Source organism: Heliobacterium chlorum (genome assembly GCF_014502795.1).
Taxonomy (GTDB): Bacteria; Bacillota; Desulfitobacteriia; order Heliobacteriales; family Heliobacteriaceae; genus Heliobacterium; species Heliobacterium chlorum.
On sequence record NZ_JACVHF010000001.1, the window covers coordinates 54,784 to 78,202 of the forward strand.

At 50.5% G+C, this 23,419-nt stretch carries 21 protein-coding genes, 2 tRNA genes and 1 other RNA gene; 10 read left to right on the forward strand and 14 right to left on the reverse strand.

Going from position 1 to position 23,419, the window contains the following annotated elements:
- Nucleotides 1-2: 2 nt before the first annotated feature.
- The 3 genes from H1S01_RS00245 (at nucleotide 3) to H1S01_RS00255 (ending at nucleotide 3,283) form a co-directional block, all read left to right on the forward strand.
- The gene (locus tag H1S01_RS00245) at nucleotides 3-1,010 is read left to right on the forward strand and encodes a M14 family metallopeptidase (RefSeq protein ID WP_188038134.1); all 1,008 of its coding nucleotides are present in this window, start codon (nucleotides 3-5) and stop codon (nucleotides 1,008-1,010) included.
- Nucleotides 1,003-1,986: a M14 family metallopeptidase gene (locus tag H1S01_RS00250; RefSeq protein ID WP_188038135.1), complete on the forward strand. Its 984-nt coding sequence runs from the start codon at nucleotides 1,003-1,005 to the stop codon at nucleotides 1,984-1,986. Before H1S01_RS00245 ends, H1S01_RS00250 begins: the two co-directional genes overlap by 8 nt.
- 130 nt (nucleotides 1,987-2,116) lie before the next feature.
- Nucleotides 2,117-3,283: a THUMP domain-containing class I SAM-dependent RNA methyltransferase gene (locus tag H1S01_RS00255; RefSeq protein WP_188038136.1), complete on the forward strand. Its 1,167-nt coding sequence runs from the start codon at nucleotides 2,117-2,119 to the stop codon at nucleotides 3,281-3,283.
- Between the two features lie 85 nt (nucleotides 3,284-3,368).
- On the opposite strand, the gene H1S01_RS00260 is transcribed toward H1S01_RS00255, so the two are convergent.
- Nucleotides 3,369-5,303 (reverse strand): SLC13 family permease, encoded by a 1,935-nt coding sequence (locus H1S01_RS00260; protein WP_188038137.1) that lies wholly within the window; start codon nucleotides 5,301-5,303, stop codon nucleotides 3,369-3,371.
- 186 nt (nucleotides 5,304-5,489) lie between these two features.
- Nucleotides 5,490-5,648, reverse strand: coding sequence for a hypothetical protein (locus H1S01_RS00265; protein ID WP_170291732.1), 159 nt, complete (start codon nucleotides 5,646-5,648; stop codon nucleotides 5,490-5,492).
- Between the two features lie 183 nt (nucleotides 5,649-5,831).
- On the opposite strand from H1S01_RS00265, the gene H1S01_RS00270 reads away from it, so the two are divergent.
- The 4 genes from H1S01_RS00270 (at nucleotide 5,832) to H1S01_RS00285 (ending at nucleotide 9,948) form a co-directional block, all read left to right on the forward strand.
- Nucleotides 5,832-6,008: a hypothetical protein gene (locus tag H1S01_RS00270; RefSeq protein ID WP_188038138.1), complete on the forward strand. Its 177-nt coding sequence runs from the start codon at nucleotides 5,832-5,834 to the stop codon at nucleotides 6,006-6,008.
- A gap of 66 nt (nucleotides 6,009-6,074) precedes the next feature.
- Nucleotides 6,075-8,234, forward strand: coding sequence for a Tex family protein (locus tag H1S01_RS00275; RefSeq protein WP_188038139.1), 2,160 nt, complete (start codon nucleotides 6,075-6,077; stop codon nucleotides 8,232-8,234).
- 351 nt (nucleotides 8,235-8,585) lie between these two features.
- On the forward strand, nucleotides 8,586-8,951 hold the full coding sequence (locus H1S01_RS00280; protein WP_188038140.1) for a methylglyoxal synthase: 366 nt from the start codon (nucleotides 8,586-8,588) through the stop codon (nucleotides 8,949-8,951).
- A gap of 181 nt (nucleotides 8,952-9,132) precedes the next feature.
- On the forward strand, nucleotides 9,133-9,948 hold the full coding sequence (locus H1S01_RS00285; RefSeq protein ID WP_188038141.1) for a methyl-accepting chemotaxis protein: 816 nt from the start codon (nucleotides 9,133-9,135) through the stop codon (nucleotides 9,946-9,948).
- A 69-nt stretch (nucleotides 9,949-10,017) separates the two neighbouring features.
- Here H1S01_RS00285 and sfsA read toward each other — a convergent pair whose 3' ends face one another.
- The 6 genes from sfsA to H1S01_RS00315 form a co-directional block, all read right to left on the reverse strand.
- Nucleotides 10,018-11,172 (reverse strand): DNA/RNA nuclease SfsA, encoded by a 1,155-nt coding sequence (gene sfsA / locus H1S01_RS00290; protein ID WP_188038142.1) that lies wholly within the window; start codon nucleotides 11,170-11,172, stop codon nucleotides 10,018-10,020.
- Nucleotides 11,173-11,342: 170 nt separating this feature from the next.
- On the reverse strand, nucleotides 11,343-11,759 hold the full coding sequence (locus tag H1S01_RS00295; RefSeq protein ID WP_188038143.1) for a DUF3862 domain-containing protein: 417 nt from the start codon (nucleotides 11,757-11,759) through the stop codon (nucleotides 11,343-11,345).
- A 165-nt stretch (nucleotides 11,760-11,924) separates the two neighbouring features.
- Nucleotides 11,925-12,263, reverse strand: coding sequence for a hypothetical protein (locus H1S01_RS00300; RefSeq protein WP_188038144.1), 339 nt, complete (start codon nucleotides 12,261-12,263; stop codon nucleotides 11,925-11,927).
- Between the two features lie 213 nt (nucleotides 12,264-12,476).
- The gene (locus H1S01_RS00305; RefSeq protein ID WP_188038145.1) at nucleotides 12,477-13,331 is read right to left on the reverse strand and encodes an ATP-binding protein; all 855 of its coding nucleotides are present in this window, start codon (nucleotides 13,329-13,331) and stop codon (nucleotides 12,477-12,479) included.
- Between the two features lie 871 nt (nucleotides 13,332-14,202).
- Nucleotides 14,203-14,288 (reverse strand) — tRNA-Tyr (locus H1S01_RS00310).
- 1 nt (nucleotide 14,289) lies between these two features.
- A tRNA-Pro gene (locus tag H1S01_RS00315) sits at nucleotides 14,290-14,366 on the reverse strand.
- Nucleotides 14,367-14,501: 135 nt separating this feature from the next.
- Here H1S01_RS00315 and H1S01_RS00320 point away from each other — a divergent pair.
- The 3 genes from H1S01_RS00320 to H1S01_RS00325 all read left to right on the forward strand — a co-directional run bounded on the left by H1S01_RS00320 (nucleotide 14,502) and on the right by H1S01_RS00325 (nucleotide 17,030).
- Complete coding sequence (locus H1S01_RS00320) at nucleotides 14,502-14,699, forward strand: hypothetical protein (protein WP_188038146.1); 198 nt, start codon at nucleotides 14,502-14,504, stop codon at nucleotides 14,697-14,699.
- A 143-nt stretch (nucleotides 14,700-14,842) separates the two neighbouring features.
- Complete coding sequence (locus H1S01_RS21300; RefSeq protein WP_243236866.1) at nucleotides 14,843-15,484, forward strand: hypothetical protein; 642 nt, start codon at nucleotides 14,843-14,845, stop codon at nucleotides 15,482-15,484.
- A complete protein-coding gene (locus H1S01_RS00325; RefSeq protein WP_243236888.1) occupies nucleotides 15,387-17,030 on the forward strand; it encodes a sigma-54-dependent transcriptional regulator in 1,644 nt (547 codons plus the stop codon). Before H1S01_RS21300 ends, H1S01_RS00325 begins: the two co-directional genes overlap by 98 nt.
- Here the strand turns inward: H1S01_RS00325 and H1S01_RS00330 are convergent.
- The 6 genes from H1S01_RS00330 to H1S01_RS00355 all read right to left on the reverse strand — a co-directional run bounded on the left by H1S01_RS00330 (nucleotide 17,005) and on the right by H1S01_RS00355 (nucleotide 23,360).
- Nucleotides 17,005-17,556 carry an isoprenylcysteine carboxyl methyltransferase family protein gene (locus H1S01_RS00330; protein ID WP_188038148.1) on the reverse strand — a complete coding sequence of 184 codons (552 nt, stop codon included), beginning with the start codon at nucleotides 17,554-17,556 and terminating at the stop codon, nucleotides 17,005-17,007. The two genes, H1S01_RS00325 and H1S01_RS00330, sit on opposite strands and share 26 nt — an antisense overlap.
- 123 nt (nucleotides 17,557-17,679) lie before the next feature.
- On the reverse strand, nucleotides 17,680-18,756 hold the full coding sequence (locus H1S01_RS00335; RefSeq protein WP_188038149.1) for a type III polyketide synthase: 1,077 nt from the start codon (nucleotides 18,754-18,756) through the stop codon (nucleotides 17,680-17,682).
- Between the two features lie 125 nt (nucleotides 18,757-18,881).
- Nucleotides 18,882-19,242: RNase P RNA component class B (gene rnpB, locus H1S01_RS00340), an RNA gene on the reverse strand.
- Between the two features lie 117 nt (nucleotides 19,243-19,359).
- The gene (locus H1S01_RS00345; protein ID WP_188038150.1) at nucleotides 19,360-20,637 is read right to left on the reverse strand and encodes a metallophosphoesterase; all 1,278 of its coding nucleotides are present in this window, start codon (nucleotides 20,635-20,637) and stop codon (nucleotides 19,360-19,362) included.
- Between the two features lie 87 nt (nucleotides 20,638-20,724).
- Complete coding sequence (locus H1S01_RS00350; protein ID WP_188038151.1) at nucleotides 20,725-21,432, reverse strand: exonuclease domain-containing protein; 708 nt, start codon at nucleotides 21,430-21,432, stop codon at nucleotides 20,725-20,727.
- A gap of 32 nt (nucleotides 21,433-21,464) precedes the next feature.
- On the reverse strand, nucleotides 21,465-23,360 hold the full coding sequence (locus tag H1S01_RS00355; protein ID WP_188038152.1) for a DUF294 nucleotidyltransferase-like domain-containing protein: 1,896 nt from the start codon (nucleotides 23,358-23,360) through the stop codon (nucleotides 21,465-21,467).
- Nucleotides 23,361-23,419 lie beyond the last annotated feature (59 nt).

Here is a 23,419-nt window from a genome sequence, read left to right on the forward strand (position 1 = left end):
GAATGGAACAGAAAATCCTGACGATCCATATGCCTGCCCATGATCAGTTTAGCATCCGAAAAAACGTGCTCCGCCCTGCCAAAAGCAGTCCCACGGCCCGAGCGGCGATCGTGAGCGGAATTCACGGCGACGAGTTAGAAGGACTGTATACGTGCTATCTCATGAACCGATTTTTGCAAGAATTGCGCGAAAAATACCCAGAACGGTTTCGGGGGCAAGTCGATATCTATCCATCGGTGAACTCTCTGGGCTTAGGCAGTTTGACTCGTTCTTGGCCTTTTTTCAATGTAGACTTAAACCGCCAATTTCCCGGAAACCGGGAAGGCCATGTGCCTCTACAAGCGGCTCATGCACTGCTTGAAGATTTAAAAGGTGCCGACTTGGTAGTGGACATCCATGCTAGCAACAGCTTTCTGCTGGAGATGCCCCAGATTCGTATGCAGGAGAGCTATGCCCCTTGTCTGCTGCCGCTGGCGGAAAAGGCCAATGTCGATATCATCTGGCTCCATGGGACTTCTACGGTGCTAGAGACGACATTAGCCACTAATTTAAATGAGTGCAATATTCCCACGTTGGTTGTGGAAATGGGCATCGGACAGCGACTCAAGCCGATTTATTCAGAGCGACTCATGAAGGGGCTGATTCGCTTGCTGCAGGATTTAGACATCTTGCGCTTGCCGGAAGAGGAACTACCCTTCGTCTGTCAGCCTCGACGGATGTATGACAATGAGGTTTGGTACTTCAATGCGGAAGCATCGGGTTTGTTTGTCGCTGAACCAAGTATATTTGGCGAGTGGGTCAATGAAGGAGATGTGATCGGCCGGATCGTCGATCCCCTAAAAGGGAACGACTTACAAGTCATCACCAGCCCACGTCAAGGGTTGCTCTTTACTTTAAGAGAGCATCCAGTCGTCTATGAAGGCTCCCTGGTGGCCCGCTTGATATTGCCGCCGAAACCGATGCCTATGTCGATAGAGTCTGCTGGAGAGGACGGTGGCTGTCATGCTTGAGCCCATTTTGGAACTGAATATCCCTTTTCGGGAACCGATGGTTCTATATAAAAATGAATTTCGAGGCAGCGGGGATGGCCCGATCATCTCCTTAGTTGCGGGGATGCACGGTGATGAAATCAGCGCTACATACTTATTGACCCGGCTCGCTGCTTTTTTAGAGCGCGTCGTTCGGGGCATGGAACCTCATTTTAACCTGCGGGGGACGGTCCGATTGATCCCCATCGTCAATGTACCAGGCATTAACTTTGCCAACCGCAACTGGCCCTTCGATGGGACCGACATCAACCGCATGTTTCCAGGCTACAATCTCGGTGAGACGACGCAGCGTATCGCCGACGGTGTTTTCCAAGGGACCCGTGATTCTCACTACGCCTTCGATGTACATGGTTCCAATGAGCAGTTTTATGAGATTCCTCATGTCAGGGTTTTTTCCCAAAACGAAAAAGATATGGAATTGGCCTCTTATCTGCGCTGCCGATATGTGCTGAAAAGGGAACTGACACCGCTGTACAAAACGCAGCTCTCATACCATTGGAAGGAATCCGGCATTTCAACGAGCATTCTCATGCTTGGCGTAGCTCGTCAAATCGATGATGTGATCGTGAACCATATGTACGAGGGGCTCATCGATTACATGTTGGCGACGGAAATCTTGGAAGGACCGCCGCCTGCTCCGCCTCTCGAAATCCCCACCTTCGGACGGAAGAACACTCACCTGGTTCTGTCCCAGGCGGCAGGTATCTTTCGCCCCTTCGTCCAAGCCGGATCGATGCTACGTAAAGGAGAACCGATGGGACAAATCTTGAACATCTTAACCGGTCAGTTGGAAGAGGAGGTCCGGGCTCCCGCATCGGGATTACTGGCCAGTTTGCGGATGTATCCACTAGTCTACGAAAAGGAACTCCTGGCTCGAATCTTCACGACCATGGAAAACCCCTTGTCTACATCGGATGTCTGGTACCAGGAACAATAAAGGGGCTAGCCCTCGGGCGGCCTCTTTTCCTATTTCAGCACATCCTAAAGAGGTAAAATCCACTCCTTCGATTTTTGCTGGATAAACTTGTGTTATACTACAGTCATATGATGGAATGCAGGTGAATGATTTGGCACGAATTGAACTCATCGCGACGACCGCCTTTGGGTTAGAGGCGGTCGTCGCCCGTGAACTGCGCAACTTGGGCTACGAAGAATTGACCGTCGAGGATGGAAAAATCACCTTCACTGCCGATGAATCGGCCATCTGCCGGTGCAATCTCTGGCTGCGCTCGGCAGACCGGGTGCTGATCAAGGTTGGCGCATTCCCAGCGACGACCTTTGAAGAACTATTTCAAGGAGTAAAAGCTCTGCCTTGGCCCGATTGGCTCCCGGAGGACGCCAACTTTCCTGTGGAAGGCAAGTCGGTCCGTTCCAAGCTGTTCAGCGTCTCCGACTGCCAAGCGATCACCAAAAAAGCGATCGTGGAGAAGATGAAACAAGCTTATCACCGCTCTTGGTTTGACGAAAAGGGTCCACGGTACACGATCGAAGTGGCCTTGCTGAAAGATATGGCTACGTTGACCATCGACACGAGCGGCTCCGGTCTCCATAAACGAGGGTACCGCCAGTTGGTGGGACAAGCCCCGTTAAAAGAGACCTTGGCGGCGGCCATGATCCAATTGAGCCCCTGGCGTCATGACCGGGTGCTCGTCGACCCCTTCTGCGGGTCTGGCACCATTCCGATTGAAGCTGCCCTGATTGGACTGAACCTGGCGCCGGGGTTACAGCGTGAATTCGCTGCGGAAAAATGGGGGAACGTCCCGGAGAAGCGCTGGAAGGAAGCCCGCGATGAAGCCCAGAGCTTGGCCCAGCGGGACCGGGAGCTGCGTATCACTGGTACCGATATCGACGAAAAGGTGCTCAGCTTAGCCCGCTACCACGCCCGTCAAGCCGGTGTAGAAGGGAAAATTCATCTACAGCGCCAGCCGATGGCTGAGCTCCGCTCCCGCTACAAATACGGCTTTATCATCTGCAATCCTCCCTATGGGGAGCGACTCGGCGAAGAAGATGAGGTGAAAAAGCTGTACCGGGAAATGGGTCAAGTCTTTGGCGCTTTAGATACATGGTCTTATCTGGTACTGACGGCCTATCCCCAGTTTGAACGCTTTTTTGGCCGCCGAGCCGATAAAAAGCGCAAGCTCTACAACGGGCGCATCCAGTGCAACTACTATCAGTTTTATGGACCTCGCCCGCCGAAGCGCGAAGAAGGGACCGAAAACGGGATAGATGAATAACAGAAATTATCGCCCGATGTTCTTGTAAAAAAGAAAAAAGAGTGGATCTGTTTTAGCGCAGGTCCACTCTTTTTTCTATGCCTTTTTAATAAATCAGGCCGACCATTTCCCAGTATGGAACAGATAGACTGACAGATAGCAAACAGACGATGCAATAGAGGAAAGCCAGATTACGTGTTTGACGGTGTTCAAACAGTTTTTTTCCGGTTCCCGTTTCATCTAACATCGTCAAGTACATGATGTTTTGATGAGGTAAGAACCAAAGATTGCTGGACAATAGCAAAACAAGACCTACGACAAAAGGACTTACGTGCATGGCATTACAAAGGGGCATGATGGTCAACATACCGACCAGCAGTGCAGGCGTGATCGGGAGGATGAAGCGCAGCAGCATGATGTAAATGACTAGGGACAGCAAAAAGGTTAATTGGTTGCCCATGAACATTTCCAAAAGCGGTTGTAGGTAATGGGATAAGGCCTCCGTCAACCCACTATCTTTCATGGCGTTGCCAAATCCGAGCATGGAACCGAAGGTGATGAGAAAACCCCAATCAATATCAGAGCGAATCGTCTTGTCAGTAAGCACGGAACAGCTATAAAGAATGAGGAAACTCGCTAAAGCAACCCAGGCACCATCGACATGATGCCATGATTGGGTTAGAAATCCGAGAAGAGACAGGCTGATCGCCAGAAAAGAGACTTTTTCTTCCCGAGTCATAGGTCCTAACACTTTCAGTTGAGCCGCAACAATATCGGGTTTGAACTGAAGATTCTCCTTGTGCGGATATAGAAAAAGAATAGATAGGAAAGATAAAATGAGAAAGGAGATCCCCATCGGTGCAGCATCGAAAAACCAGGTCCCGTATGAAATAGACTGAGCCACTTCTCGAGGAAGAAGACCAAGGATCAGGTAGCAGACAGCGGCTCCGTTCATAAACAAAAATGACATGTGACCAAAGCCGAGGAGACAACTCATCGTCAACCCAGTGGAGCCATTGCTGCAGTTGGGGAGACGCAACGTCTCTGTCAGTGAAGCGACCATCGGTGCGATGAGGGATGTTCGTCCATTGGAAGAAGGGATTACCGGTGTGAGCAATGTGCCGGCTATGGCCCACGCCAAGGTCTGCCCCACATAGTTCGGAGGGAAGCGTAAAACCACGTGCAATGCCAATCGGTATAGCAGTCCCGTTCGGAAAACTCCTGCTGTCAAAGCCGATACACCGAGGATGAGGAACCAGGACGTATTGGAAAAGCCGGCAAAAGCCACGGCAGGTGTCGTCGCCTTTAAAAGTACCGCCGCTAAGGGCAGAGCGAGGGCGATCGCATGGGGCGAGAAAAGGTTAAAAGACCAGAAGACCGTCGACGCCCAAATGATCTCTAACAGGGCGATATGGGACGATCTCATCCCGATGGAGTTTAACCAAAAAAATAGAAGGCTCCCTAGAATAAGGGTGAACAAGACTATGAGCAGGGGTTTTTTGTTATTGATAAGTTCGAACCAAATGGAACCACCGGCATCTAGAGGATAATCAGGAACCGCCGATAGGTGCCTTAGATGCGGCGGATGGTTCTCCTCCGCATCATCTGCTGGAGGGTTATCATGACCGGAGCGAATCGCCAGTCGCTGTGATAACAGTTTAGCCAGAGCGATGGAGAGGCTCTGATGTTTTTTTAGCAGCTCGTCAAAACGTTCTTTCGACAAACGGGCGAGACGGCATGGAGTCAATGATTTCGCCGTCGCTGTTCGGTAAACCTCGGAGAGCAAAGACTGTTCTCCAAAACAATCTCTAGGTCCATACTGGGCTAGAATCAACGGGTTTTCACCCTTTACCCGTTCACGATAGACGGATACCCAACCTTCCTTGATTATGTACAAGGCATCCCCCGGATCACCTTCATAGAAAATCACCTGTCCTGCGGGGATATGAACTTCTTCAAACTCAGGGAGTAACTTGGCTCGATTAACGCGATCTAAGTCCGAAAAGATGGAGATATCTAACAAGCGCAAATCGTCGTCCAAACAGAGGGTCACCTCCGGTGCGATTCAACAGGTTCTGAGCACAATATATTTTTCCATAATCACCTTATAACTCTTAGGTCTGAATGTCAATATATAACATTTATTCCAATGGAGAACCCTAGGAGTGATATTTAAAAAGCAGCAGCCCCGGCAGGTGCCGAGGCTGTATCGCGATACTTGGATGATTTATTCTTCTGTGTTGTCGGCGTGGGGAACGAAGGCTTTACTGCGTTTTTTCGGTGCCTTCACGCCAGGAGCCACCTCACCGGGTTTACCGAGGCGGTCCCACAGCTCTTTCAATTCCTCAGGAGACAAAACATAGGAACGCACTTCTGTACCGTTCATCCCTGTACCGCCTTTCATGAGTCAAATTCGATAGATAAGCCATTTTAACGCGAAATAGGTTAGAAGTAAACAGGGAATTAGAGGGAGACACTTTTTGAGAGGATTTCAGCAGGCCCTTGGGATGATATAATAACAAAGATCAGGTACTATAACTGAACGTTTTAAAGAGAAAGGAAAACACCGATGAGTGAGAACAGCAACGACAAAAATATGGATCTGATGCGCAAGATCATAGAGCAGAAAAAAGCAAAAAGCGCCAACCAGGGACATAAAAAAGGAGCTAAAGATGGACAAAGCGGACCCGTTTTTGCCCGTCCCGGCGTAAAGACCCGCAAACAGGGCGGCCTCTTTGATAAATAGGGGTGCCAGGGCGACCCTTGAGGGTATGCCGACCCCCAAGGTATTCAGCGATAAAGGAGAGGTACCTTGTTTTCTGAGATTATTGCCAAGGAACTGGGATTAAAGCAGTCTAACACGGCCAAAGCGATTGAATTGCTCGATGAGGGAAATACGATTCCCTTCATCGCCCGATACCGCAAAGAAGCCACCGGAGAAATGGATGAAAACCAGCTTCGTGAACTGGCTGACCGGCTTACGTACTTAAGAAACTTAACCCAGCGTAAGGAAGAAGTACAACGAACCATCGAAGAGCAAGGCAAGTGGTCTGCTGAATTAGCTTCTGCCCTGAATAAGGCGAAGACGCTAGCTGAGGTAGAAGATATCTATCTGCCCTACCGGCCTAAGCGTAAAACTCGCGCCAGCCAAGCTAGGGAGCGGGGGCTCGAGCCGCTGGCTCGGATCATCCGCGCTCAGGAGATCCGCCAGGGTACACCCGAAGAAGTCGCCGCGCCTTACGTCAACCCAGAAAAAGAAGTGCCCGACGCAAAGGCGGCCTTGCAAGGTGCCTTGGACATCATCGCCGAAGAGGTAGCTGAAGAGGCCGACATCCGGCGCTGGATCCGGGAATTCACCTTCCGAAAAGGCGTACTGCAATCGAAAGCCGTCGATAGTTCTGTATCAACAGCCTATGATATGTATTACGATTACCAGGAGCCCGTCGCCAAAATTCCGCCGCACCGTGTCCTGGCGATCAACCGAGGTGAGCGGGAAAAAGTCTTGAAGGTGAAAATCGAGGTGGAAGGGGAGGCGGTGAGCCGCTTTCTGGAAAACCGGATCCTCAGCCGACCATCGATCTTCTCGGATCTCCTCAAGGATACGCTGCAGGACAGCTATAAGCGCCTCTTAGCCCCAGCGATGGAGAGGGAATTGCGCAACGAAATGACGGAAAAAGCGGAAGAGCAGGCCATGAAGGTCTTTCAGGCCAACCTAAAGAACCTGCTCATGCAGCCGCCCATTGGTCGTCGCCGGGTTCTCAGCCTTGACCCGGGCTTTCGAACGGGGTGCAAATGGGCTGCTCTCTCGGAGACAGGCAGCCTAGCGGAAGTCGGCGTCATCTATCCCCATGAACCGCAAAAAAAGTGGGACGATGCCAAGCGGAGCATCCGGGACGTGGTGAAAAAATACGGCATCGAACTCATCGCCATCGGCAATGGTACGGCTAGCCGGGAGACGGAAGCGCTGGTAGCGGAGACGATTCGGGACATGGAGCTGCCGGTCCAGTTTATCATCGTCAGCGAAGCCGGAGCATCGGTATACTCGGCCTCTCCCTTAGCGGGTGAAGAGTTTCCCCAGTTTGACCTCTCCTTGCGCAGTGCCGTCTCCATCGGCCGTCGATTGCAAGATCCCCTGGCGGAACTGGTAAAGATCGAGCCGAAAGCGCTCGGCGTCGGCCAGTATCAACACGATATGAACCAAAAGCGCCTGGAAGAAACTTTGGGAGCAGTCGTTGAGTCCTGTGTCAATACAGTTGGCGTGGACCTGAATACAGCTTCACCATCGCTCCTGCGCTATGTGGCCGGCGTCTCACCTCAAGTGGCCAAGAACATCGTCGCCTACCGGGAGGAAAAGGGGCCTTTCCGCAAACGAGCGGAATTGAAGAAAGTCAGCCGCCTAGGGCCGCAAGCCTTCCAGCAGTGCGCTGGTTTCGTCCGTATCCCTGACGGGGACAATCCTTTGGAAAACACACCGGTTCACCCTGAGTCCTATGATGGTGCAGCCACACTGCTGAAAGCCTTAGGCTTTGTCCCAGCTGACATCAAAGGGCCACGCCACAGTGAGCTAAAGGCTGCCTTGAGCAAAGTCGATGCGGTAACGATGTCCCAAATAACGGGGCTTGGAGTACCTACGTTGAAGGATATCATTGAGGCTCTGATGAAACCGGGCCGCGACCCTCGAGAAGACCTGCCCAAACCGCGTTTTTCTTCGGACATCTTGTCTATTGAAAACTTAAAAGAAGGGATGATCCTCCAGGGGACGGTACGCAACGTCGTCGACTTTGGCGCCTTTGTCGATATCGGCGTCAAGCATGACGGCCTCGTGCACATCTCCCAGTTGGCCGACAAGTTCATTCGCCATCCCATGGAAGTGGTCGCTGTCGGTGATATTGTCACAGTCGCCGTCTTGTCTGTGGACCGTCAGCGGGAGCGGGTGGGGCTGACCATGAAGGGCGTACCCCAGCAGGCATAACTCGAGTCGCCCAGCAGGTAGGCCGAATCGTTACTGTAACAACCTGTCCTTAGATTAAAGGAGTAGAAGGGTCTAAACGAAATGTACCCGTTTGATAAGTAAAAGAGAAACTCCTTGGTAGGAAGTCCCCTATGCAAGGAGTTTCTCTTTTTCGATCTACCATTTCAGCGATGAGTCGGGATTCGGTGACTTCGGAATCCAATTAATACAACTGCAATCCTTGTGTGGGAAAAATTTCTTTGTAGTGTGATGGGAAACACCTACTATCGATAGTCCGGCTCTATATGCTAAACTAAACAAGAAAGAACAGTAAGTTAAAATCAAAAGATGTTGAATTTGAAGGTGATATTCATGAAAACCGTCGCGCTTATCGCCCACGACAAGAAAAAGCAAGAAATGCTTGCCTTTGTCGAAGCCCACCTTTCTGTTTTAGCCCAATACAAGTTGATCGCGACCTCTACGACAGGTCGGTTGATTCGGGAGCATATGGGTCTTGACGTTGAAACGATGTTATCGGGTCCATTGGGAGGTGACCAGCAGATCGGAGCAAAAATCGCTACCGGGGACGTGGATATGGTGATCTTTTTGCGGGATCCCCTGACAGCTCAGCCTCACGAACCGGATATTACAGCCTTGTTACGAGTCTGCGATGTACATAACGTACCGGTCGCCACCAATGAACAGACAGCCCGCCTTTTATTTCTCAACTCGAACTAGATATAAAAAAATCCGGAAGACCAAAAGGAACAGGTCTTCCGGATTTTACGCATAAAGGCATATCAAAAAGAAACGTTCTATTCGACAACGGATTCAGAAGGAAGAAGGATTATACACAATTTTGACTAATTATGTATCATAAAGCTGACTTATGAACTGAAAAATGAAAGAAGGAGTTTTTATGTCGCATTTAGACAGCCTGATTATGCATGCCGAGTTATTTCAGAAATTAACTCCCTTGGACTGTTGTGTGATGGTTGCCGACAGCGAGGGGCGAATTGTCCGCTTTGTTCAGGCACGGTCATTCTCTATGGACATTTACGAGGGGGCGATAGCTTCTTCGAAAGGATCTGTTATAGAGTGCCTGCAAACAGGGCGAGAAATCCAAAAGACTATCCCAAAAGAAGTTTACGGTATGACAGTGAAGGCGATCAGCGTTCCTATCGTAGATGAAAACCGAATCATCGGGGTCATTGCAACGGCCACCAGCTTGGTTGCGCAAGAAACGCTTCAAGCGGCTGCCCAAAATATCGCCGCTACGTCGGAGCAGATCACGGCGACCACGCAGGAAGTGGCTTCCGCCGCCAGCATGCTGGCCACAAACTTGGAAAATCTGCGCAAGTCCGGTGAAAGCGTTATAAAAGAGGTTGGAAAGACCGACGCTATCCTCAACTTTGTCAGCGAAGTGGCCGCAAATTCAAACTTGCTCGGACTCAACGCAGCCATTGAGGCTGCACGGGCCGGGGAGCAGGGACGCGGTTTTGCCGTTGTAGCCGAAGAAATTCGTAAGATGGCAGACAATAGTTCCAAATCGGTCAAGGATATCAGCGCCATCTTAAAAACGATTCAAGGAGAAGTCACCGGTATTGTCCGGACCCTTGGAGATACATCCCAGTTAGGAGAACGGCAGGCGGCTGCCACTCAAGAGATTTCGGCATCGATGCAACAACTGGCTGCTTCTGCGGAACATATTGAGAAGATCGCAGAAATCGTATAAGTTAAGTAATGGACGAAAAGAGCACGCTTTGACTGTGCTCTTTTTTTGTTTTTGGGGATAAGCCAACATTTATTTGAGTTCTTGTAAACGTTCCTCTACCCGGCCCATACGAAACTTCTGCACTACTCCCATAAAAGTCCGGTCGTGGACTGGTGATGTTTCAAATCGAAACAGGTGGCTTGAACAGCTGCAGTCGGAACAACCAAAGCCATTGACTTCACCGGCGGCCACTTCTCGAAGAGCTTTCGCCAACTCATGTTCTAAGTCTTCCGTAGTTCGAAGGGCCAGAGCCTTACACTGGGCAGCTTTATCGCGAAGATAGTCGATGTGCCAATGAAAGTTTTTTCGTTTTCGTAAATGTCGTTCCACTCGCTGGCTCAAATTCTTGCGGGCGCTGCCCACGTAGACGTAATACCCCGGGTCCAAGGTGATTTCTCCCAACTTGCCTACCGTTACACATAGCTCTTCAGTTAGGGTTAAGATGAGAAGATAACAGCCGCCGTCCTGGATTTCTCTGGCGAGAAAATCCCAGGGGATCTTGACGGGGCATGTCTCGTCGCCGAGGCGTAAACCTTGCTCCCAGTTTACAGAGACAGCCTGTATCCATAACCGGTCTTTGACACTGAGAAAGGTTTGGGAGAAAGCGTAATCGGTATGGTAGTCCGGCAAAAACCAGCGGGCTCGGGGCCACTGTACGGCAAAGAGGACACCACAGTCAATCCCTTCCGTTTCCGCCAGCCGGGCCAGTTCTTCCATGTGATGGCGGCCCCGCTCGGTGACAGCGTCAGGAAACATGGACAAAGACCCTTCAAAGAGGGTACAGGACTTGACCTCCAGGTAAAAAGGCCGTCCCTGCCTCTGTAGAAGAAAGTCAAAACGATGTTTTCCCGCTTTGACTTCAGGACGTACGACCTGGGCATCTTCCAGGCCAGGAATGCGTCGGTCCCTCAGGAGCAGGTGAACCATTTCGTTCGTTTTATGGGTGTGCAGCATGATCGGTTGACCGTCACGTTCAACGCCGACGATGGTATAAGGCGTTTTTTGACCCTCGATATTTTCCGTCAGATATAAGAGGACGCCGGGAAAGAATAGTTCCCATAGTCGTCCGGGATTGGGCAAGTAAGCCCGGATCTCTTCTCCGTTAAGGAGACATTCTACGATAAAACGATTGGGTCGCCGGAGAAATTGGGCTGTAAGGACAGAATCGAAAAAAGGTATAGACAACTCGGACTTCCTCCAATCAGTGTTCGGTATATTTAAAAAAGTACTTGCTTAAGTACAAAAGTCGGTCAAAGGCTGTTATTGACTTGTATGTGGAGGAGAAGATAGTTCCAATTATAGTGTGTTATGAATAGAAGCTCCGGTTCCCCCATGGGAAGACCGGAGCTTCTAGATTATTTCAGACCCTCTTGTTTTTTCGTCGTCAGTTTGCCGTCCTTAAAAGTGGCTTCGGCAGAAGTATTGTCTGAGTTTTTCCAGAGGCATTTCACTTCGGAGGAGTTCTCCTCACGAGTTTCCTGTCCCGGTTTGCCCATGATTTTGACCGCCTCTTCGTAGGTCATACCTTTATCCAGCTTGTTGTATTTCTCTAAGGTGATGTTGCTCTTTTTTCCTAATGTAACCACTGTCTCCGTCGGAGTGACTTTCTTTTCGACAGTCGTATTTTGAGCAGTGTCTTTTGACTCTTGCGCAGTCTGAGGCGCTTTGTCAGCGGTTGCATTTGTCTTATTCGTAGTACCTGCACCGCCGCATCCAGCCAAAAGGGTGGCTAAAATAAGCACGGAAGCAGAATAGATAATCTTTTTGTTCATCTGTGAGCATCTCCTTTGTAGAAATATATTGCTAATTCCCATGTCTAGTTTATGAAATTGAAGAGACAATTAAAAGAATAAGGGAACAACAAATCTTATTGTACCTCTGAACAAAGATTGATGCAACGTCAAACCCTTGGTTGTTTCATAGTTACTTTCCCAGCTTTACCGGTTTAGTACAATGGCACCTGCCACAAGCAGAGCGACGCCGAATAAGGTATTCCAGCTGGGGTACTGATGCAGCAGGAAAGCGCTGAAGATGACCAAACAGGTCATGTAGATACCGACTTGTGTACCGACGACGACGGCTAGGGAACCGAAACTTCCTTGTCCTTTCGTGAAGGATACGTTCAAAAGGGTGTTGGCTATATAAATAATCGGCAAGATCATTAAGTTGTACCTTAGGGCAGGCCAAAGGGATGGTTCGATAAATTTGGCTTGGACGGTGACTGTTAGCGCGATGAGAAGACTCCCGGCAAGCAAACCGAGTAAAACTTGAATCATGAGAATAGCCTCCATCTAGCTGATAGGTGATCATACGCCTTGTTTTTCTGCCAAAAGCTGTTGCCAAAGTAAAGAGACAAAATCCTCTTCAAAACGTACAGTATCAGAATAGGACATTATGTCTAAATATATTCCAAAATTCTCTCGCTATAGTCCGACAGAAGGGCAAAATAAGAACGACGAAAACCTAAGGGGTTTCGTCGCATCTTTTGATCATTTGTTCATGGCTTCCTTCTCTTTTACGGGGGCTGCCGTATCCATGATCACTTTTTCGATGATAACATCGACAGCTAACACGGAGATCCCCATGGAATCTTCCAGGATGTCATAAATCAACCGCTGCACTTTCTGACCGAGAAGATGTAAAGGCTGCCGGTAGTATCCATTGAGCGGGATGCGAACGATGACTCCTCCATCACCGGAAGAAACGGAGACAGTGCCCACACCGGCGACTCCTTGAACAGCCATAACCTGATGATTAATACCGGAGATGAGGGCAGGTCCGGATATAGATAGGTTACCTAGGGAGGTGAAGGTGGGACGGACGACAGACTGCTCAGCCCAGGTTTTACGTTCAGTCCCCTTTTTCTGAAAAAAGACTTTCAGCGGATTCACCAGAGCATCCTTCCAGGTCTTGGAGACTTCTAGAGCGGGTGCCGGGACCACATGACGACCATGCTGGGAGCGGTTAAAGCGAGCTTTGCGAATTTCCTGGCTCGAAGCGATCTCATGAATGTAAATGATTTTTTCGATCGGAGGCAATTCGAGACGGGAGGCGATCCGCTCTACCATACTATCGGAGGTGCCGAGGATCAAAACGCCCTTTGGGGAGCGAAGGCGCAAAGCCTCTTGCGCTTCGGCTTTATGGTCGGACTCTTGAAAGAGAGCCGTTTTGATGGCGCCCAGTCGGGTTGGCGACCGTTTCGCCGTCGTTCCGGCGAGGATTCGGTTGGCCTCGATAATCAGTCCGTCATCGATAATAACTTGGCATTGCAGTTCATCTGCCAGCCAGATGGCCCGGTGACTTTTGCCGGTGCCGCTCGGTCCGACAAGAGCAAATATATGCATGACTTATACCTCAAACCTAAGAAAATGTTTATACACTTATTTTACCATGACGATCTTTATTTGCGCAGTGATTCTTCAGGCAAAATTAATATTTTCCAAAAGCAGGAAATTAATTCCAGGCGTCGAATACCATGGTAGATCCAAAGAGAAGGGAGGCGGTTCCGTTGGGCGAGTAAGCTTGGTGACTGCCCGCCGCGACCGTACCCTAATTGATCCACGGTTCCGTTGCAACCTGGAAATGACATAATGTAACGACGGAACGATGCCACATGGGTATTTTCCGAGTGAAGAGGGCATTGGCTAAGGAGTACGTCCTTAACCCGGGCATGGGGGTCTCCACTGCAAAAGAGTGCTCTTGTCTTGGAAACACGGCGTGAAAGGCAGCACCCCGGAGAGTTGGCTCCTGAAAAGAGAACCGGTCGGTTTCCAGATATTCGTCTCCCAGTGCCCATTTCGGTCCACTCCGGAACGGAATCCCGCCTGGCGGTGGGAAGGGAGTTGACGGGAATGAGAATCCGTAGGCCATGGAGGGCAAATAGGTAACTTGGGGAGAAAAGTACGGTTCTGGGAAAATAGGCTGGCATGGAAGAGGTGAAATAAGGCTATTTCTTTTGGGGTGACCTATTTCCTACCCCCATGATCGTCAACCAAACCCGGCAAGTCACGTTCCAGGAGAAGGAACACGCCCGAAGGGGAAATGCCGGTATCGGACAACTGAATCCACGCGGTCGGCAGCCAGCGTGAACATCCTATAGGTGGAAAGGTCGGGACCGGAAGCAGGACATCTGCTCCGGTCTTTATCATGTTTAAAAAGTCCCTATAAAGACAAAGCCCGTGCCGTCTACACGGTACGGGCTTCACATTTACAAAATGGTGGAGGGGGTAGGATTCGAACCTACGAAGTCGTCAGACGGCAGATTTACAGTCTGCTCCCTTTGGCCGCTCGGGAACCCCTCCATGGTCGGAGCGACACGACTTGAACGTGCGGCCTCTACCACCCCAAGGTAGCGCTCTACCAAACTGAGCTACGCCCCGAAGACAAAGGTTAGTATAACCGATATATTTATCCCCCGTCAATAGAAAGTAATCATGTAATATCAGGAAGTGGGTCGCATATATTCCACTAGGCGGGAAAAGTAGGCGGAAGGCTCAGCTAAGGGGGCGATGGTCATGAGCGGGTTTGTGATGGAATCAATTTTAGTCGACAGGGAAATGCAAGAAGAAGTGAGCTTCTTACAACGACGAGTGGTAGAATTGGAGACTCGTGTAGGCACCTTAGAAAGCCAATTGGAGATCTTAGCCCAGCACATGGCCCAGATCATTGACGAACAGTGCAATAACAATCAAACTGACCCCACCGTCACCTGAGGTGGCCAGTGCCTGTTTTCGTACTTTTTGTGAGCCTTATCCTCTCCGCCACTGTTCTGATTATGCTATGGGCACCCGTATTTATATATAAACAGTCGTTAGAGGAGTCCTCTCTATTCGTTATCCATAAGGTATTCAACCTTTTGAGAGTGTCTTTTTCAGCGCCGGTAGACACAGGATGGAACCCATGGTTTATCAGTGCTATCGCTTTATTCACCTTTACAGGCAGCGCTGTTGAGATAGTAAGGGTGGCCTTTCACAGATGGAAACAAAAAATAGGAGCATCCACAGAGGACACTCCATTCATACCCGAAGAAGTTTACCTGGAAGTTCAAGATATTGAGGCCGATTCTGCTAAGGAAAGTATTCCTTCTATAGAAGCCGATGATGATTTCCATGCTCCCATGGACGACTTGCATCGAACATTGCTCCATCGGATGACGGTGATTCGCTGTATCACCCAGATGATGGACGAAGAATTTGGGTTTCGATCCGATATGGCCCTGTACACCCGGATGATACGGGAACAAATCGATCAGCAGCAACAATTATTGCGGGAGACGTCCTGGCGTGGTCGGGGGACTCCCGCATTGCCATTTACAGATGCTGGTGAAAGAACGGAGACGCCTATGGAGGAGTGGGAGACTCATGAAGGGCAACTTGATGGTGATCACGCCGGAAGATCATATGCGTTGGGTGCTGTCGCGTGGATTGAGCCGCCTCGGTTATTCCGTTCTCCCAGCGGAGGGGGAAGAGGAAGCGGAGAGACAGTTGACTCAACATGAAGTCGCCTTGGCCGTCGTCGATGTCGACGGACCTGGAGCGGAAGGGTTGCCTTTGATCCGAAATCTGCAACAAATGAAACCGCATCTGCCGCTCCTCGTGTTGACGGGAGACAGTTCTCCCCAGACAGCATTGGCGGCCCTGCGTATGGGCGCTGTCGATTACCTACAAAAACCTTTTGATTTGGACGAACTGCGCATCGCTGTGGAAAAAGCGTTAGAATATGAGAGAGTCAACCGGGAAGTCGAATTCCTTCGGCTAGAGACGGCTCTTCGGCAGGGAGATTTCCATCTCATCGGCTCAAGTCCAGCTATGCGCTCTGTACGGGAGATCGTCGCTCAAGTGGCTGACTCTAAGGCGACTGTTCTCGTGCAAGGGGAATCGGGGGTCGGTAAGGAGGTTGTTGCTCGGGCACTGCACCATTTTAGCCGTCGTCGTGAAAGTCCTTTTCTGCTTTTTCCCTGTGCTTCAATTCCTGAAACGATGATAGAAACGGAGTTGTTTGGCTGGGAAAAAGGCTCCGAAGAAGAGGGAGCGAGAGTGGGCCGTCTTGAGCTGGCTCATGAAGGGACGATCTGTTTTCAGGATGTGACCCATTTATCACTACAACTACAAAGGCGCTTATTGCAAGTGCTTGATGAGGGAGCTTTTTTACGAGTAGGCGGAACGAAACCGGTTGCCGTTGACGTGCGTGTCATCGTTTCGACCAGCCAAGATCTTTGGCAAGCGGTTCAGGCTGGAGGGTTTCGGGAAGATCTCTATTACCGACTTAAAGTCATCCCTATCAATCTTCCCCCTCTACGTCAGAGAAAAGAAGATATCCTGCCATTGGCTCGTCACTTTTTGTCACGTTACGATCCTCGCGGACGGTTTCAAGGATTCACCGCCGATGCACTCGCTTGCCTCGAGGCCCATCTCTGGCCGGGCAACGTACGAGAGCTGGCCAATCTTATCGAACGGGCAGTCATTTTGTGCCAGTGCGATTGGATATCTGTAAAAGAACTTGCCCTACCGTCAGAGATCATCCTTCAAGAAAAACAGAAGCCCGACAAGGTGGAAGAGCGACCGCTGAGGCTCCCCGTGGAGAACCGGAGGAGAGCAGATACAAAAAAACAAATGAGAATGGAGGAGACGGAGAAAACATTCAACGGTACTAGTCGGGTTCGAAGGCCAGAACGCAGTGTAAGGACAAATCAAGAAAAAGGAGAAGGACAGGCACAAAGTTCGCCGAGGGGATTCTTAGATAGAGCGGAGACCCCTGTCTCGCTCGGGGAGAAAAGATCTGTCAAAGACGGGAGCATCCGCCCCGAAGTGTTTACGATCAATGGCGAAGGTTTTACCATAACGATTCGAGGTCAAGTCTATCTGGATAGCTTAGAAAAAAGCGTCCTCGAAGAGGTAATGGAAGCTGTTGAAGGTGACCAGAATGAAGCAGCCCGCTTTCTTGGCTTAACCCGATCGTCCTTGGTTGCTCGCTTACAGAAGCATCACATTACAACCGCGACGAAAAAAAGGGAAAGACCTAATCGCCTTCCCCGGCGGGAATAAGCCGGGGCACATCATTCATGGCGATAGCATAGTCGGTCCCATCGGTTAAGGATTTTTCTTCCGTTTGTATCCGTATCCGCAACAATAAGAGGTTGACGAGAGAGACGGTCACTGCAGTTCCATAAGCACCGAAGATTAAGGGAATGGCAAGCAACTCGGTGATGACTACCAGGTAGTTGGGGTGCCTCAGAAAACGATAGGGCCCTCGGGTCACCACAGGAGCATTAGGAAGGATGATGATACGGGTATTCCAAAAGCGGCCCAAGCTGGAAATAGACCAGTACCGCAGGATCTGTGCCAACATAAAAGCAGCGGCCGGGAAAAACCACCAGCTCGGCGGGGTACTTCGGGACCCTTCCGCGATCAAGCTGATAAAAAAGAATCCGTGAAGGAAGACGATATACTTGTAATGCTCCCGGCCTCGTTCATAACCGCCTTGTTGGAACATCCAGGCGGCGTTTTTTTGGGCAATGATCAGTTCTACCCATCGCTGTACTAAAAGGGTACCGGCAAACCATAGCAACATGGCGCCGCCTCCTCTGGGGATAGCTTAAATCCTGCACAGGTCGAAAGCAATCTCTTAGAATGCTTCGGTGACAGTTCTTCCCGTGGCTTATCTATGAACGATAATACTTACATATAGAAACTATCACCACTGCAGTAGAACTAATTCAGAGGAAAAACCGGGGCCTAAGGCTGTCATCAAACCATACTCCCCTTCGCCAACTTTGTCGGCAATTGTTTTCTCTAACACAAAAAGAACGGTTGCCGATGACATATTGCCGTAGTTGCGAAGAACCTCCCGGGCATGATAGGTCAGTTCGCTTTTAATACGTAAGGATTCTTCATAAGCCTGGATGACTTTCATCCCGCCGGGATGAGGGATGATGCGCGTGATGTCATTTCGCGTCAGTTGTTGAGCGGCTAAAAAGCTATCGACGGCATCGGGGATCCATTTCTGAACAAAAGAGGGGATATCTCGAGAAAAGATAACTTTCAGCCCAGCATCGGTCAGTTCCCAGCCCATGATATCAACTGTGTCCGGCCATAGGGTGCTTTGCGAAGCGATCAGGCGGGGTAAGCCATTACTCGTTCCCTGAGGAGGACTCAATGGATCATTTGGTTCGGTAGTAAGCAAAAGGGCTGCTGCGCCATCGCCAAAGAGGGATGTGGCGATGAGGTTGCTTTTCGATAAGTCGCCCCCTAAAAAGGTGAGACCGCATAATTCTACCGAAACGACCAAGACAAGACTGCCTGGATAGGCGCGGGCGAGTTCGGCTCCTCTGGCCAAACCGGCGGTGCCACCGGCGCAGCCTAAACCCCATAAAGGAAGGCGGCGAATGGACGGCTTCATTTCCAATATATTCGCGATGTGGGCATCAATAGAGGGAGTGGAAAGGCCCGTTGTCGACACAAAGAGAATACAGTCGATGTCCTGAGGCACGACCTTCGCTTTTTGCAGGCACTTCTTGATGGCTTCTACGGAAAGAGAGATAGCGTTCTCCACATAGAGACGGTTTTTCTCAGCGAAGCTGTGGTCAGCTCCATACCAATCCATGGGAACACAGAAATATCGAGTATCGATGCTGGCATGTTCGAAAACCGGCAGGAGTCGATCGATATCACGAAAGGCCGATGCAAATCGCTTGCGAACAACCTGACGGACCTCATCCTGCCGAAAGACGTACTGGGGAACGGCGGTACCCACGGAAAGAATACGCGCCATGATGACCTCCTAAGCGTCTAAACGTTTCTCTATGTAGTTTGCGGGCTATCCTTCTCGGCTATGGCTGGAAAAATAATAAAAGACCGGAGGTAAACACCTCTGGTCTTTTATACAAAAAAGAGTATGGCTGTAATCGAGATTCTGTCCCCGGCTGTCGCCGATGGATAGTCATTTGTCTAAGGGAGTTGCGCCGTACGGCCTGGCTTCCTTCTCGCCGGAGCGAGTGCCCCTACCCGCGGCTCAAGGCCGCCTATTTGGGTTGCACGCTAGTGGAGTTTACCCTTGCACTTCTCCGTCGCCGGAGAACATTGTTTCTGTGGCACTTTAGGGCTACTGGCATCTTCCGGGGAAGACACGTTTGCCGTCGTCAGGTCGCCCTGCCCTGGCTTGCACCAGGCACCGTACTCCAGTGCCGCTAAAGCGGCCCTGGGCGTGTCTCGAATTTCCTCGACCCCTGCTGCGCAGAGACCGCGACTATCCACCATACTCTTTTTCTGTTCTATTGTAGCCGCTGACAAATCAGCGCTCAATAAGTATAGGTGATTGAGAGAAAAAAGACAAGCGGTGTATATTGGGAAGATCGGAAACCATCATCGCAAACGATCAAGCGCTTCGCAGCACAAAGGTAACAATTTCTGAAGGACAACCAAGCCGAAAGGGCATCCAATGGCCTAAGCCGCTGTTGACGAAAAGTTTATGCTCGTCGTCACCGTACCAACCGCGCATGTACTCCATCGCCCAGGGAAAGAGAGAACGGTCACCGATTCCCACCTGTCCGCCGTGAGTATGGCCCGATAAAGTCAGCGCCACACCCGCCTTTTTGGCTTCGTTAAATCCGTCCGGGTGGTGTGAAAGCAATATTTTTGGTACATCTTGCGAAGCCTGAGCCAAAGCTTGGCTTAAGAGGCGCTCCCGAGTGGCCGAGCGGGATTCACCCGCTTTAGCGAAGGGATAATCGACACCGAGAAGGTACAAATCCCCGTTGTTGATCGCTGCCGATTGGTTATAGAGATGGCGAATGGTACTCTTCTGAAAGGCCGCAATGACCTGATCGAGATCCCGGAAATGTTCATGATTGCCGAGACAGTAGAAGCTGCCCAGGGAGGTAGATAAGCGTTCCGTTTTTTCAATAGCGGGTCCTAGCAGTTCCAAATTATCAACAAAGTCACCAGTTATCGTGAGGATATCGGGCTGCTGCTTTTGGATCATGTCTAGGGCGTCGTCCAATCGGTCTAAGGGGAAAAAGGTACCTAAATGGATGTCAGAGACTTGAGTGATGCGAAGTCCTTCCAAATTTTTCGATAGTCCCGGAATAGTCACGGGATACAGGCGGGTCACGATCCGCCGATCACCGAGGAAGACACCGTCCAGGGATGTCGTTAAGGCAATGAAAGGAACGGCGGTAATGGTCGCTTGCAGCAATTCACGGCGAGTGACTTTTTCCGGTTTATGCACTTGTGAAGCAGAAGGCAGCGGAGAAGGTTCTCGCTCACCTTTGGTAGAGAGGGGATGATCAAAAGAAGCTTCTTGGGCGGGAGAAGCTTTCTTTTGTAGCTCTTCCTGTTCCAGGCTGCGTTGGATTCGACTGAGCAAAAAGACCAAGGGAACGGCAAGCAGAAAGATGATTTGTGCCATAATCCAAGCAAATGCTGGATAGTACAGCCAACGGAGCCAGGCCTCTTGTGTCTGAAAACCGGTAGCTACGCTGTAAAGGGGCGGAAAGAGCGAAGAGAAAGCGACTATCCAGAAAAGAGTACGGCGCCGACCGGGGCGAAAAAAGGGCAGCCAACGTACCAAAGCCATATAAGAAAGATAATTGACGGCGAGAAAAACGACGATGGGCAGCAACCGCATCATGGAGAACAAGGGTGTATGGGGCAAAACGAAGTTCCTCCTCCCGCCGGACGTCCATTCATGGTATTTATCTAAATCATATCGTGAACATGTTGGGAATTCAACTAAACCGACTTACAGATGATGTTGATCCAGTATCCGCCGAAGCTCACCTAAAGTGTTTACGGGACGAAGCTCCTGCAGTCGCTGTAGCAGTGCTACAAACAGGTGTGCTGTCATGCGAGCATCACCGTAGGCGGTATGGCGGGGAAGCGGGGGAATCCGGTAGGCTGGAATCAGTTGATCGAGGCTGTGCTCAGACCGAAAGGGTTCGATCACCTGAGAAAGGGTAATTGTATCCACCGTCGGTTGGTAGATTTTCGTGCGAGCTTTTTTTAAGTACTTGTTCAAAAACCCGACGTCAAAACCGACGCGATGAGCCACCAGGACCGAGCCGTCGATAAAGTCGAGAAAATCATCGAGAACTGGATAGATGGTAGGTTGATCGTAAAGCATCTCCTCCCGGATGCCGGTCAATTCCTGGGCGATCATGGGAACGGCCCGGCAGGGATTGACGAGCCGGTCAAAGACAGGGAGGTCCCGTACGATTCCGTTTTCCACGACGACGGCTGCGATGGCGATCACATCATCATCAGGCACGCTCAGACCTGTCGTTTCTGTATCGAAGACGACAAAAGGGATATTGCGAAGAAGTTCAAAGGGACTAATCCGTCCCTTGTTTTGTCTACACTTCTCTGTGAGAGAGCAGGCGATAGTTGGCTCCACATCTTGTTCGTCGGCGGATCTCCATCCCAAAAGGTTGCGAAATGTCCGAATGACCACGGTACACCTCCGACCTATCGAATTATTCCATTCTACAAGTAACCGTCCACACGAAAGGATGAGCCCGTAAGACTCTGGATGCGAATAACCCCCTGGATGGCTTCTTTCAAGCTGGACTGGTCACGCTTCGATAGCCGGTAGGGATGGATATAGTTATCAGGAACCTGCTGTTGTCGAACTTTGCGCAAGTTTTCCTGAATGCGCATATCTAGCAGCGTTGTAAAACTAAAACGGATCAGTTCCACATCGTCAGCGTTAAAAATTCCCCGCTCCTCTAATCTGCGCAATCGTGCGAGTGTGTTCGTCTCTTGGATGTTTTCACGGAGGGCGAAGACACGGATGCAATCGATCAGATGGACCATGAGACTGCGCTTGAGATCTATTTCATCCTTATGTTCACCGGATTTTTCCGTGACGAAAGGTTTAAAGAAGCCGAGGCTCACGTGATGACGCAAGTCGTCCTTGGCTAAGTGATGCAGCCCTACAGGCAGGCGCCGGTATGTGGAAAAGACGGCCTCACGAAGCTTTCCGGCGAGACCTTCGTCTCCAAAAACACAGCGAAAATCTAAAAAGATGGTCAATTGACGTACATGGTCCGGTACCGATTCTTCGATCCAGGAACCAATTTGATGGTTCCATTCCTTGAAAGAACGGCACCACTTGGAATTAAGGGCCATCACATTGCCGGGGCAGCGGGCGAAACCGCAGGCTTCCAACCCTTGCGTCACCAGTTTGCCTAGAGACATGAAAAAACCACGGGTCTTTTCCAACTGATCCGATGGCACATCGGCAAAGACGATGGCATGATCCTGGTCTGTGCGCAAGGTTTGCTCTTTTCGGCCGCCAGAGCCCATCGTGAGCCAACAGTAGCTAACCGGCGGGGTCATTCCTTGTTTGGCTAATTGTTCTAGGGAGAGTTCAATGATGCGAAGGGTTAGACGATCATAAAGCTCGCTGACGACTTCGGTGATTTCGGTGGACTGGGCCCGCTCGGCTACCATCGCCGTCAGCAGCTTGTCGATGACAGTCGTCGAACGGACGAGGTCTGCGATGGAACGACCATGCTCGATCCCGTCGACAATAGATAAGGCTCCTGTGTCACGGTTGCGGATTAAATCGGTTAGCGCCACGATCCCAATGAGTTTACCTTCTTCCAGGATACCTACATAGCGTTCCTTTTCCCGGATCATGGTCAAGAGAACCTGATAATAATAGGATTCGGGTGGCAATGTGACGAGTTGGCGGTTGACGGCTTCGCGCAGGGTCGGATAATTTTCAGGATCCGCCAAGGTTTTATAGACTAAGTCTCGCTCCGTAATGATGCCTACCGGTTCTTCCTTTTCGATGACGACGAGTGAACCGACCCGCTTCTCAGCCATGGCACGGGCAACTGCGGTGACAGGAGCGTCGATGGAGATGGTATGTACAGGGGCATTCATAAGATCGACTGCTCGTTTGCGAAAAGGACGGGAATCCATGCCATAAGCTTCCCCAGCCTGCTCAGCTACGATTTCATTGATCATGGCTCGAAAACGAGCGGCAAAGAGCCGAGAGAAGTAGGCCGAGAAGGCGGCATGCTTTTCCCAGAGATGATGGAGCACATCAAAGGGAATTGTCAGGCAAGTCATATCTTCCACCACTTTTACGGTGGCAGGGTAGGTTTTTTCCACAAGGCACGTTTCTCCAAAGATCTCGCGACCTCGTCGCAGTCCGATGACCGATTCCTCGCCGGCGTCGTTTTGGACGATGATCTCGGCAAGCCCATCGAGAGCCAAAAAGAGATGGGGAAAAGCTTTTTGTCCTTGGTGAAAGATCACCTGCCCGCGGTGGAATTGAACAAGCTGGGTCGCAGCGCTCAGTGTTTGCCACGCCTCGTCAGGCAAAAGGGTAAAGGGGGGGATCATGCGCATTTCCTGCAGGTGGGTCATGCTGTCATTCCTCCCAAAAACAGTATGTTTCGAACCCATTATAGCGAACGAGGAAGGTC